This is a genomic window from Amycolatopsis sp. WGS_07, assembly GCF_045278895.1.
GTDB lineage: Bacteria > Actinomycetota > Actinomycetes > Mycobacteriales > Pseudonocardiaceae > Amycolatopsis.
Window position 1 is genome coordinate 6,458,428 of record NZ_CP136053.1, and the last position, 11,540, is coordinate 6,469,967.

The following is an 11,540-nucleotide window of genomic DNA, read 5'->3' on the forward strand; positions in this document are numbered from 1 at the left end:
CGATGGAGAGCCGGAGTCTCGGCGTGTCGGTGCTCGAGGTCGTGGTCTCCGTCGGGGGCTACTACGTGCTGCGCGCGTGCGGTGCGGGCGTCTTCTGGTCGTTGACCACGCCGGCGCTGGTGGTCGCGGCACTGGCCGTCGCCTCGACGATCCGGCGGCGACGGATCGATTTCGTCGGGCTGCTGGTCCTGGTCGAGTTGGCCACGACGCTCACCTTGACGCTGGTGACGCGAAACCCGCGAGTGGCCGCCTTGCGCGAGGCGGCTTACGTCCTGGTCGCGGGGGTTTTCTGCCTGGCCACCCTGTTCCGGCGGGCTCCGCTGACACACGTCTTCGTCGCGTCGGCAGCCACCTTCGGCGACCCGGCGCGGGAACGGGCGTTCGCGCACGCGTGGAGTTCCGTGCCGCAGTACCGGCGATGGCAGCGCGCGCTGACCGCGGTGTCGGGGACGATCTTGCTGGCTGCGGCGGTGGTTCGGGCGGTGATCCTGGTGAGCGCTTCGGAAGCGGGGCTGGCGGATGCGGTGGATCTGTCGAATACGGTGACGTTGTGCATGCTCGGGGCGCTTGGCGTGGCTAGCGGGGTGTTGATTCAGGTGCCTCGGCGGATCATCGAGCGGTTGGCGTCGGCGGAGACGGGGGCATGACGCTCTGTGGTATTTCGCCGTGATGCTCGGAGAAAGACAGCGCCGCGGAAGGAACCTGAGGGGAAACGGGAAAGCAGCGCCTTGTAGTCGGCCGGAAGAGAGGTGCCGAGTTTTCGCTCGACATTGGCCCATTCCCGGCCTTTCCGGATGCCGCCGGTTCAGCCGGAAGCTCGGGCGAGATAGTCGATCGAGTGCCGCTGTGCGGTCATCGGTACTCGGGCGAGGGAAGCCATCGCCCGTCTCCGAGGTGTATCGACGGAACCCGGAATACGCGCGGCAGTTCTCCGAGCGTCCAGCCGAAGATGTTGTCGTCGCCGGCTGAGGTCAGGACTTCCCGGATGACCTCGGTCATCGGCCCGGGGTGTTCGCGCCAGTGATCCATGCCTTGGGCGTAATAGGCGACCCGCCAGCGGTCCGGGTCCGCCGGTTCGGTGATCCAGCAGAGCATGCCACCTTGTCCGTCGTGGCCCCACGGCAAGAGCCCGCTCTGGTCGGGGAAGAGCCGGTAGTCGGCGTTCTCCAGGTATTCCAGCTCTTCGTCGGCCAGGATTTCCAGGATTCCGAAGACTTCTTCCCCGATGAACCGCGGGTAGTCCGTGCGCGCGTCGACCGGGTTGGTCACGACGATCAAGTCGCGGAAAGCGCCGGACGGGAACCGGGAGAACAGTTCCTTGTAGTCGGCCGGGAGCGTCGTGCCGATGTCCCGCTCGACGTCGGCCCATTCCCGGCCCTGCCGGACGCCGCCGGTCCACCCGGTGACTTCGACGATTTCCTCGACAGGGTGCCTCACCTGCGCATCCTATCGCAATTCGGCCACCGGCCGGATTGCGCTGAACAGAGCAATCAGGAGTCGTTGAGTCGAGGCAGGCGGCTGACCACCGCCGCATACTCCGCCGTGATCCGCGAGACGATCTCCGCCGCCGGAAGCACCTCGGCGATCAGTCCCGCCGACTGGCCAGCCTCCACCTTCCCCGAAACGACATCCCCGTCCAAAGCGGCGTCCTTCAACGACGAAGCCTGGAAAACCTTGCGCCGCAAAGACTCCTCAACTCCGGACTCCTCCAGCTCAGCCATCCGCGTGGTGAAATCGTTCGACAGTGAACGGATCACACCCAAACCACGCCCCACTGTTCGAGTGTCATCAACACCCGCGGCGAGCACCGCTGCCTGGTAAGAACGGTGCACAGTCGCCTCGGAACTCGCCAGGAACCGGGTCCCGAACTGAGCCGCCCCCGCGCCCAGGGCCAGCATCGCGGCCAACCCGGCGCCGTCGGCAACCCCGCCCGAAGCGATCACTGGGATTGAAGGCACCGCCGAGACCACCGCGCGCACCAGGACCTGTGTGGTGACCATCCCGGGCGGCGGATGTCCGCCAGCCTCGGCACCGACGACCACCAACCCGTCGACTCCCGCGTCAGCGGCTTTCAGCGCATGCGAGACCCCGGCAACGACGTGCAGACACCGCGTTCCGACGGCGTGGAACCGTTCCAGGTACCGGCGCGGGCCGCCTTGGGAGGCGATCAGGACCGGTGGGCGGCGGGAGAGCAGCAGGTCGATGACCTCGTCCGCGCCGGCCCGGTACAGGGGCAGGTTCACCGCCCACGGACGGTCGGTGCCAGCGGCCATTTCGTCCAGTACCCGGGTCAAGTCGGGCAGACGCATCGGGCCGGCGGCGACGACGCCCAGGCCGCCGGAATTGCTGACGGCCAAGGGAAGAGCCGAGGACGACGAGGCCCACGACATTCCGGCTTGGATGATGGGCAGGTCCAGGCCCAGCAAATCGGTGACAGAAGTGCGCAGCCGCGTCATGAGTTCTCCAGCAAGGCGCGGGCATAGCGGGCCAGGTGGGTTTTCTGCACTTTGGCGCTGGCGGTCATGCCGATCTCCTCGAAGCCGTCCACAATGCGCAGATGTCGCGGGACCTTGAACCCGGCCAAGCGTTCTTTCGCCCACGAAAGCAGATCGGCTTCCGAAACGTCCGGGGAAGCCAGCACGACAAAGGCGAACGGCACTTCGATCAACCGCTCGTCCGGGACTCCGACAACCGCGGCCTGTCGCACGGCGGGATGACGGTGCAGGACATCCTCGACATCCGCGGGCGCGACGTTTTCCCCGCCGACCCGGATGATTTCCTTGGTGCGTCCGGTGAAATGGAACCGGCCGGACTCGTCGAGCAGGCCGACGTCCCCGGTGGACAGCCAGCCGTCGGCGTCGATGGTTTCGGCGGTGCGGACGGGATCGTCCAGATAACCTTGCATGACATTCCAGCCGCGCACCAGGACCGAGCCGGGTTCGCCGGGGGCGCAGTCGCGGGTGTCGTCCAGCGCGCGGATGCGGATTTCCACCCCGGGTTCGGGGGCCATCGCACCCGAGGCGCGGATTTCTTCCGGTTCCCACCAGGCGGATTGGGCGACGTTGGGCGAGGCTTCGGAAAGCCCGTATCCGGCAACGCATTCGCGCGCGCCGAGTTCGTCGATGACACGGCGCACGACGGTAGGGGAGGCGGCGACCCACGCCCCGCGCAGGGAAAGGCGGCGGTGCGGACGGTCCGGGTGGTTGAGCAGGAGAAGGGCGATGGTGTCGTTGCCGGAGAAGTGCGTGCACCGTTCGGTTTCCAGCAGGCGCAACGCTTCCGCTGGTTCGAATTTCGGCATCGTCACCAAGGTGGTGGCGTGTTGCAGCGACGACAGAACCGACAGAGTGCTTCCGGCGACGTGGAAGAACGGGCGCGCCGAGTGGAATCGGTCCCCGGGGCGCAAACCCAAGCGGGCTCCGGAAAAGAAGGCGTCGGCGCACATGCTGCGATGGGTCAGGAGGACGCCTTTGGGGCGCGAAGTCGTGCCGGAAGTGTATTGCACGAGAAGGAGATCGTCCGGTGAAGCGACCGGTTCGGCGGACACTCCGGAACCCGCAGCCAGGAAATCCGTCCAGCTGTCTTGGCCTAGGACGATGATCCGCTTCAAAGAAGGCAAAGTCGCGCAGCCGGGCTCGATGCCGGCGGAGGCGAACAGCGCAGGGAAATCGACGTTCAACACCCGGTCGGCGGCGAACAACGTGCTCACTCCGGCATGGGCGAGCGTGTAGTGCACTTCGTCGGCAGTGAAGCGCGTGTTCACGGGCACCACCAGTGCGCCGAGAGAACCCAATGCAAGGAACAGCGTGACCCACTCGGGAGTGTTGCCCAGGCACAGCCCGACCCGGGAGCCCCTTCCGATGCCTGCGGCGGTCAGCGCCGCGCGTACCCGAGAGACCTCGAGATCCAGCTCCCGGTAGGTGATCCGCGCGTCGGCGGTGACGACGGCCTCGACGTCCGGAGCCAGGAGCGCGGCCCGGGCGAGGGCGTCCTGGACGGTGAGCGGGCAGGCGGTGCGCAGGTCGGTCATCGGGCCTCTCCAGTGAACCGGGCGACGCCGTCGCGCCAGCTGCCGTCGGCGAGATTCTGTTCGATGGCGGACATTTCGATCCGGATGCCGCGGTCCAGGTCGGTTTCCGAACCCAGGTCGACGGCGCGTTTGGTCAGGGCGATCGCACCGGGCGGGGCGGCGGCGATGGCGGTGGCCACCTCGGTGCCGGCGGCGGCCAGGTCGGGCACGACGCGGTTGACCAGGCCGAGCGCGGCGGCGTCCGCAGCGGACAGCGGCGTGTTAGTGAATAACAGTTCCTTCGCGCGGCGTTTGCCAATGGCTCGCTGAAGCCGCTGCGTCGCACCGACGGTGCCCCAATGCGGTTCAGGGAAGCGGAAAACGGTGTCCGAAGCGGCGAGAGCGAAATCGGCGGCCAGCGTGATCTCCCCGCCGGAGCCGACCACGGTGCCGTGCACCAGCGCGACAACGGGACAGCGGCAGGCCTCGATCGCCGCATAGGCCGCGAAGGACGCGACACGGCGCCGGCGGACCCAAGCGGCGTCCTTGCCGGTCCGTTCCTTCAGATCCGCACCGGCGCAGAAGACCGGTCCGGCACCGCTGAGCAGCACCACCCGGGCGTCCGAGACATCAACGGCGTCAAAGGCTTCCTTCAACGCGTGGCACATCGCGAGATCCACGGCATTGCGCGCCGACGGCCGGGCCAGCTCGACGCGGGCGATCCCTTCGGTGACGTCCAGCGTCACGCGTTCGTTCATCAGAGCACTCCCGCGGCCCGCAGGCCCTCGATCTCGCTGTCCGACAGTCCCGCCAGTTCGCGCAGCACGGCGTCGGTGTCCGCGCCCAGCACCGGCGGTGTTCCCGGCGCGGGCGCGTCACCGGCAGTCTCGCGCAACGGCGTGCGCAGCGCTGGGAACGAGCCTTCGACGGGATGCGTGAACTCGCCGACGACCCCGCGCGCCACCGCGTGCGGATCGGCCAGCGCCTCGCGGACCGAACGCACCGCGCCAGCGGGAACCTCGGCGGCCTGCAGTTCCTTGACCAGCTGGTCCCGGTCGTGCTGGGCGATCGCGCCGCGCAGCGCCTTCATCACGCGCTCACGGTGTTCGACGCGGCCCGCGTTGTGCTGCAGCGAAGGGTCCGCGCCCAAAGCGGACAGTCCGAGCACCGTGCACAGCGGGCCCCAGTGCTGGTCGCTGCCGCTGATGTGCAGCCATTCGCCGTCCCCGGCCTGGAACGCTGCCGACGGCACCCGGCCGGGATGTTCGGTCCCGGTGCGGACGGGGTCCTCGCCGAGCGCGAACAGCCGGGCGGCGTTGAGGGCGTGCAGGCTGAGCTGGACGTCCATCATGGCCACGTCGAGATGCCGGCCGCGGCCGTCGGACGCGCGCCCGGCGAGCCCGGTCAGCGCGGCGATCACCACCCACAGCCCGGACGTCAGGTCCGCCACCGGCACCCCGGTTTTCGCGGGCGGACCAGCGGGATCGCCGGTCATCGCCATCACGCCGGACAGCGCCTGGAAGACCGTGTCGTAGCCCTTGCGGTGCGCGTCCGGCCCGGTCTGGCCGAAGCCGGTCGCGGACACCAGCACGAGGCCGGGGTTCGCCGCGGACAGCTCGGCGTAGCCGAGGCCGAGCCGGTCGAGCGTGCCGGGCAGGAAGTTCTCCACGACGACGTCCGCGCGCGCGGCCAGTTTCCGGACGACGTCGCGGCCGCGCGGGTCCTTCAAGTCCACAGTGACCGATCGCTTGCCGCGGTTGAAGGCGAAGAAGTACGCGCTTTCGCCGTGCGGCAGCCGGGGCTCGAAGCCGCGGGTCTCGTCGCCGGAACCGGGGCGTTCGATCTTGATGACGGTCGCGCCGAGTTCGGCGAGGATCTGGGTGGCCAGCGGCGCGGCGAGGACCCGGGACAGGTCCAGCACGGTGACCCCGGCGAGCGGCCCGGTCACGAGCGGAACCCGCGCATCAGGGCGTTGACGTCCTGGCCGGCGCGCATCGCGGCGTCCGTCGGCAGGTCCGCGACGCGGTAGAAGAGGTCCTTCGCGGCGGCGAGCGCGCGCGGCTCGACCGAGGCCCAGCGCTGCGCGATGGCGAGCGCGGCGGGCACGATCTCGGCGGGCTCGACCACCTGGTTCACCAGCCCGTACGCCGAAGCCTCCGCGGCGGTGAGCAGCCGGCCGGTGCTGACCAGTTCGAACGCGAGCTTGCGGCCCAGGTGCCGGACCAGCCCGGTCATCACCAGCGCGGGGACGATCGAATGCTTCAGCTCGGGGTAGCCGAACTTCAGGTCCGACCCGGCGACCACCAGGTCCGCCCCGATCGCCAGCCCGGCGCCGCCGCCGACGGCCGCCCCGCGCACCGCGCTGACGACCGGGACCGGCAGCTGCTGCATGCGCGTCTGGAGCCGGGCGGTGAGCGCGGCGCGCTCGAGGACGGCTTCCGGCTGGTCCGGAGTGAGCGACGAGAACTCATTCAAATCGGCCCCCGCGCAGAACCCCCGTCCCGCGCCGGTCAGCACGACGGCGCGGACGCTGGGGTCCCGCCCGGCTTCGGCCAAAGCGGTGTCGAGGGCGCGGGTGAGCGCGGTGTCGAGGGCGTTGAGCTTGTCCGGCCGGTTCAGCGTGAGGACGCGGACGGCGTCGTGATTTTCGGTCAGCAGCACTGGTTTTCTCCCCAAAAGTTCAGACAGACGCGAAGCCGGCGCGGGCGACCATGCTGTGCAGCGGGCGGCCGAGCGCTTCTTCGCAGGCCGCGGACGCCGCGGCGAGCTGGTCGAGATCGAGGCCGGTGTCCACGCCCATCGCGGCGAACAGGCTGGCCAAGTCCTCTGTGCACACATTGCCGGTGAGCCCGGCGCCGTAGCCGATCTTCGCCGGATGCCCGCCGACGCCGCCCATCGCGGAATCGAAATGCCGGCACCCGGCGTCCAAAGCGGCGACCGCGTTGGCGATCCCGGTGCCGCGCGTGTTGTGCAGGTGCGCGACCAGCGGCAGGCCCGGGTGCTCGCGGGACAGCCGGGCGTACAGCGCGCGCACCGAGCCCGGGGTCGCGACGCCGGTGGTGTCGCCCAAAGTCACCAGGCTCGCGCCGAGTTCGGCGAACCGTGCGACGTCCTCGGCCACCCGGCCCGGGTCGACCTTGCCCTCGAACGGACAGCCGAACGCCACCGACACCACGCCGACCAGGCGAAACCGTCCGTCGGCGAGCTTGACCATCTCGGTCACGCGCTCCCACTGCCCGGCGCGCGTGGTGCGCAGGTTCCGTTCGGTGTGCGCTTCGGTGGCCGACACCAGCAGGCTCAGTTCCTCGGCGCCGTGCCCGGCTTCGAGGTCGGCGAGCGCGCGTTCGACCGCGCGCGGGTTCGGGCAGGTCGCCTTGAACGCCACGCCGGGGCGCCGGTCGATCCCGGCGAGCACCTCGGACGCGTCGGAGAACCCGGGCACCCGCGCGGGATGGCTGTAACTGGTCGCCTCGATCCGGCGGAAACCGGTGCGCGCGAAGGAGTTCAGCAGCGCGATCTTCGTCGCGGTCGGCACGGGCTCCGGCTCGTGCTGCAGCCCGTCGCGGGCGAAGCACTCGCAGATCGTGACGGCGTCGGACATCCTGGGCCCACCTCCTCGTCGGTGGTTCCAGGAGTACGCGAGGGTGTTGATAAAGTCAACACTACTCGGCGGCTGGGTGAGCCCGCTCACTCTCCTCGACGGCCAGCGCGTGCTCGGCGAGCTTGTCCAGCGCGCGGTCCAGCACCCGCGCCTCCTCGGCGGTGAGGGTGGCGAGGAAGTCCGCGTCGCGCTCGTTGGCGGCGGTGATCAGGCCGCGGTAGACCCGGGTGCCCTCGGCGGTCAGCGCCAGCTGCGACGTGCGCCCGGACCCGGCCGTCCGGTTCACCAGCCCGCGCTCGGTCAGGCGGCTGACCACCCGGCTCATCTGCGCTTTGTCCAGTCCGGCGCGGCGGGCGAGCCGGTTGAGCGTGAGCGTCGGGTCGGCCGCGATGAGCGCGATCGCGCGCCATTCGCCGAGGCTCACGCCGAAGTCGCGGCGGTAGCGCACCGCGGCGCTGCGCGACATCGCCGACGACGTGCGCGAGAGCCGGTAGGACAGCAGCCCGGAAATGGGGACCAGTTCGTGTCCGTCTGCGCGTTCGGCCATGGCCGGACATCGTAGCCGTTACCCGTCCGGTGTTGACAAACTCAACACTTGATGCGGAGACTGCCACTCGCCCGATCCGGACGAAGGAGTCTCAGCCGTGGCCGAACCATCCGCTGTCACCGGCGCTCCGGCAACCGCCGCTGTCGACCGCAAAGCGACCTATCGCACGATCGCCCGCCGCGTCATGCCGCTGCTGGTGCTGTGTTACGTCGTCAGCTACATCGACCGCACCAACATCGGCATCGCGCAGCAGGGCCTGAAACGGGATCTCGGCTTCGGACCCGCGGTGTACGGGCTCGGCGTCACGCTGTTCTTCGTCGGCTTCATCCTCTTCGAGGTCCCGAGCAACGCGCTGCTCGCCCGCATCGGCGCGCGCAAGACGCTCGCCCGGATCATGGCCACCTGGGGCGTGATGACCGTGGTGACCATGTTCGTGCACAACGAAATCATGTTCTACGCTGCGCGTTTCCTGCTCGGTGTCGCCGAGGCCGGGTTCTTCCCCGGCGCGCTGTACCTGCTGTCGCTGTGGTTCCCGTCGTCGCGGCGGACGCGGATGACGGCCGTGTTCTTCATCGGCATCCCGGTGTCCGGCGCGCTCGGCTCGGTGATGTCCGGCTGGATCATGCACTCGCTCGGCGGCGTCGGCGGGCTCGCGGACTGGCAGTGGCTGTTCCTGATCGAGGGGCTCCCGCCGATCCTGCTGGCCGGTCTCGTGCTGCTCTTCGTCACCGACGGTCCGGAACAGGCGAAGTGGCTCACGCCGGAGCAGAAGGCGGCCGTGCGCGCGGACCTCGAGGCGGATCGGCGTGACAAGGGCGCGGCGTCCTCTTCGCACAACGGACTGCTGCTCGCCCTTCGTGACCCGAAGGTGTGGATTCTCGGCCTTTGCGCGTGCGGTGCGTACACGCTGGCGAACGCCGTCTCGTACTGGACGCCGCGGATCATCGCCAACGCCGGCGTCGGGAACGTCCTGAACCTCGGGTTCTTCTCGGCGATCCCGCCGCTGCTCGGCATCGTGGTGATGCTGCTGGTCGGCAGGCATTCCGACCGCACCCTGGAGCGGCGCTGGCACGCGGCGACGAGCTGGATCGTGGCGGCGTTCGCGATGCTGGCGATCTCGGTGTCCGGCGGCAACGTCGTGGTGATCATCCTGCTGCTCGCGGTGATGGCGGCCGCGCACTACTCCGGGCTGACGGTGTTCTACTCGATCCCGTCGATCTATCTGACCGACCGCGCGGCGGCCACCGGGATCGCGGTGGTGACGTCGATGGGCTCGTTCGCCGCCGCCGCTTCGCCGTCGTTGCTGGGGTTCATCGAGTCGTCGACCGGGAGCCTGTCGCTGGGGCTGCAGATCAGTGCGGGGATCATCCTGCTCGCGGTGGTGGTGCTGCTGGTCGGGGTCCGGCCGGGGGATCTTCGCGAACGGCGCCGCTGACCCTTCGCTCTTGTCGTCCGTGAAGGGCTCCTTGAGGGAATCAGATTCCTTCAGGGGCCCCTCGCGGACTGGCGGAAACGGTAATAAGGGTATAAACCGCGCATATCGCCAGGATTAGCGTCCTTTGTGGACGGGTGGCGTCTGAACCCTCAAGGGCCCCTTCACGGACCATCGGAGATGGTCACGTGGGTGCCAATCGGGCATTTCGGCGGCGTTGGTGTCCTGTATGGACGGTCGGCCGGATAAGGCCACGCCGCTTGCCGCTCCCGGCATCGCCGCCAGCGGTCGTGCGGGGTTCCCTCCGGCCGACCTCCTCTCTCATCGCTCTCACAGGAACCCCGGAGTAGACCGGGTGCGCCGGAGGGAGGAGCGGTGAGTGGTGAAGCGCGCGAACGGGCACTGGGCCGAACGGATCGGCGTCGTCGTGCTGGTCGCGGTTCTGCTGGGCGGGGCCGCGTACGGCTGGGCCGAGCTGCGCGCGCTGCTGTCCGGGGTCACGACGTCCACCGCGCTCGACGGGCAGGCGCGGTCCGGCGGGGACACGAACATTCTGGTCATCGGGCTCGACTCGCGGCTCGACGAGCGGGGCGAACCGCTGCCCGCCGGGCTGTACGAACAGCTGCACGCGGGCGACCAGCGCGCCGGCGGCTATCACGCGGACGTGCTGATGCTGCTGCACGTCCCGGCCGACGGCGGGCATCCGACGGTCATCTCCATTCCGCGCGACGATCGCACCGATCTCGCCGGCTGTCCGGACGGGGTGTGCCAGGGCAGGATCAAGGAGGCTTACGGGTACGCGTTCTCCGCCGAATCCCATCGGCTCGCCGCGCAGGGCGTCACCGACAAAGCGGTTCGCGAACAGAGGTCCCGGGACGCCGGCCGCGCGGCGGAAGTCGCGACGGTGCGCCAGTTCCTCGGAGGGGCCGCGGTGGACCATTTCGTCGAAGTCACCCTGGTCGGATTCTTCCAACTCGCTGAGGTCGTGCAGCCGATCACAGTGTGCCTGGCCGGCGATACTCGCGACAGCTATTCGGGAGCGGATTTCCGGAGCGGCCAGCAGCGGATTTCCGCCGCGCAGGCGCTCGCGTTCGTGCGGCAACGGCGCGATCCGCGGCACGAGTTCACCGACCTGGACCGGGAACGGCGGCAGCAGGCGTTTCTCGTTTCGCTGGCGCATCAGCTGAAAGAAGGCCGGGTGTTCGGAGATCCGGAGAAACTCGGGCAGCTGGTTTCGGTCGCCAAGCAGAACGTCGCCGTCGATTCCGGGCTGGACCTCAACGCGCTCGCGCATCAGGCGGAATCATTCGCCGGGGGAGATTTGACGTTGGCGTCGCTTCCGGTCGAACGGTTCGAAAAAGACGCCAAGGGCGAAGACGTCAATATCGTCGATCCGGAGAAAATCCGTGCCGCGGCGGCGCGCCTGCTCGGCCGGACGGTCCCGCCGCCGCCCGCCGCGACGGCCGGGCCCGCGGTGGACGTGGTGAACGCGAGCGGGCGCGAGGGTGCGGCTGCTCACGTGCTGAAGACGCTGCCGTCGCGGGGATATCGAGCCGGGCACGCGGCTAATGCGAAGCACACGCACCACACCGTGGTCCGTTACGGGCGCGGGGATTCCGCCTCGGCGGCGAAGCTCGTGGCAGCGCTCGGCGGCGGGTACGCCGTCAGCTACGACGGTGCGTTGCCGGCGGGGGAGTTGAAGCTGGTGCTCGGTGCCGATTTCCGGGAAAAGGCCGCCCAGGTGGAGCCGGTGCCGGTCGCCCCGGTTTCGCCTGCCGACGAATTGTCCGGAGGCGGGGTGCCGTGCGTGCGGTGAACGGGAGTAGCGCAACGATCCTGTGAACCCGTTGAGAACGAATGCCGAAATTAACTCGCTCGAGTGAGAACGGCGGCTATTTGTCCGCCGATGTCCGGGCTCCAGTGACCGGTCGCACAGTCGCGGCCCGCTGAT

At 69.3% G+C, this 11,540-nt stretch carries 11 protein-coding genes; 3 read left to right on the forward strand and 8 right to left on the reverse strand.

From position 1 onward, the window contains the following. Positions 1–2: 2 nt before the first annotated feature. Complete coding sequence (locus tag RPX00_RS30550) at positions 3–647, forward strand: VC0807 family protein (RefSeq protein ID WP_406630566.1); 645 nt, start codon at positions 3–5, stop codon at positions 645–647. A gap of 205 nt (positions 648–852) precedes the next feature. Here RPX00_RS30550 and RPX00_RS30555 read toward each other — a convergent pair whose 3' ends face one another. From RPX00_RS30555 to RPX00_RS30590, 8 genes are all read right to left on the reverse strand, one after another. Continuing rightward, on the reverse strand, positions 853–1,437 hold the full coding sequence (locus RPX00_RS30555) for an SMI1/KNR4 family protein (RefSeq protein ID WP_406630568.1): 585 nt from the start codon (positions 1,435–1,437) through the stop codon (positions 853–855). A 53-nt stretch (positions 1,438–1,490) separates the two neighbouring features. Continuing rightward, positions 1,491–2,456 carry an NAD(P)H-dependent flavin oxidoreductase gene (locus tag RPX00_RS30560; protein WP_406630570.1) on the reverse strand — a complete coding sequence of 322 codons (966 nt, stop codon included), beginning with the start codon at positions 2,454–2,456 and terminating at the stop codon, positions 1,491–1,493. After that, positions 2,453–4,030, reverse strand: coding sequence for an AMP-binding protein (locus RPX00_RS30565; RefSeq protein WP_406630572.1), 1,578 nt, complete (start codon positions 4,028–4,030; stop codon positions 2,453–2,455). The genes RPX00_RS30560 and RPX00_RS30565 overlap by 4 nt, the downstream gene beginning before the upstream one ends. Beyond that, positions 4,027–4,767: an enoyl-CoA hydratase/isomerase family protein gene (locus RPX00_RS30570; protein ID WP_406630574.1), complete on the reverse strand. Its 741-nt coding sequence runs from the start codon at positions 4,765–4,767 to the stop codon at positions 4,027–4,029. The genes RPX00_RS30565 and RPX00_RS30570 overlap by 4 nt, the downstream gene beginning before the upstream one ends. Continuing rightward, positions 4,767–5,957 carry a CaiB/BaiF CoA transferase family protein gene (locus RPX00_RS30575; RefSeq protein ID WP_406630576.1) on the reverse strand — a complete coding sequence of 397 codons (1,191 nt, stop codon included), beginning with the start codon at positions 5,955–5,957 and terminating at the stop codon, positions 4,767–4,769. The genes RPX00_RS30570 and RPX00_RS30575 overlap by 1 nt, the downstream gene beginning before the upstream one ends. Continuing rightward, positions 5,954–6,670, reverse strand: a complete 717-nt coding sequence (locus RPX00_RS30580; RefSeq protein ID WP_406630578.1) for an enoyl-CoA hydratase/isomerase family protein — start codon at positions 6,668–6,670, stop codon at positions 5,954–5,956. Before RPX00_RS30580 ends, RPX00_RS30575 begins: the two co-directional genes overlap by 4 nt. Before the next feature lie 19 nt (positions 6,671–6,689). After that, positions 6,690–7,610: a hydroxymethylglutaryl-CoA lyase gene (locus tag RPX00_RS30585; protein WP_406630580.1), complete on the reverse strand. Its 921-nt coding sequence runs from the start codon at positions 7,608–7,610 to the stop codon at positions 6,690–6,692. A 61-nt stretch (positions 7,611–7,671) separates the two neighbouring features. Then, positions 7,672–8,157 carry a MarR family winged helix-turn-helix transcriptional regulator gene (locus RPX00_RS30590; protein ID WP_406630582.1) on the reverse strand — a complete coding sequence of 162 codons (486 nt, stop codon included), beginning with the start codon at positions 8,155–8,157 and terminating at the stop codon, positions 7,672–7,674. Positions 8,158–8,254: 97 nt separating this feature from the next. On the opposite strand from RPX00_RS30590, the gene RPX00_RS30595 reads away from it, so the two are divergent. Both RPX00_RS30595 and RPX00_RS30600 read left to right on the forward strand, forming a co-directional pair. Continuing rightward, positions 8,255–9,592 (forward strand): MFS transporter, encoded by a 1,338-nt coding sequence (locus RPX00_RS30595; RefSeq protein WP_406630584.1) that lies wholly within the window; start codon positions 8,255–8,257, stop codon positions 9,590–9,592. Positions 9,593–9,968: 376 nt separating this feature from the next. After that, positions 9,969–11,405 (forward strand): LCP family protein, encoded by a 1,437-nt coding sequence (locus tag RPX00_RS30600; RefSeq protein ID WP_406630586.1) that lies wholly within the window; start codon positions 9,969–9,971, stop codon positions 11,403–11,405. Positions 11,406–11,540: the final 135 nt, after the last annotated feature.

What these genes read in the sequence shown, in the direction of transcription:
- RPX00_RS30565 (WP_406630572.1), bottom strand. Translation starts at nt 4,030, where the DNA reads ATGACCGACCTGCGCACCGCCTGCCCGCTCACCGTCCAGGACGCCCTC.
- RPX00_RS30560 (WP_406630570.1), bottom strand. Translation starts at nt 2,456, where the DNA reads ATGACGCGGCTGCGCACTTCTGTCACCGATTTGCTGGGCCTGGACCTG.
- RPX00_RS30570 (WP_406630574.1), bottom strand. Translation starts at nt 4,767, where the DNA reads ATGAACGAACGCGTGACGCTGGACGTCACCGAAGGGATCGCCCGCGTC.
- RPX00_RS30590 (WP_406630582.1), bottom strand. Translation starts at nt 8,157, where the DNA reads ATGGCCGAACGCGCAGACGGACACGAACTGGTCCCCATTTCCGGGCTG.
- RPX00_RS30550 (WP_406630566.1), top strand. Translation starts at nt 3, where the DNA reads ATGGAGAGCCGGAGTCTCGGCGTGTCGGTGCTCGAGGTCGTGGTCTCC.
- RPX00_RS30585 (WP_406630580.1), bottom strand. Translation starts at nt 7,610, where the DNA reads ATGTCCGACGCCGTCACGATCTGCGAGTGCTTCGCCCGCGACGGGCTG.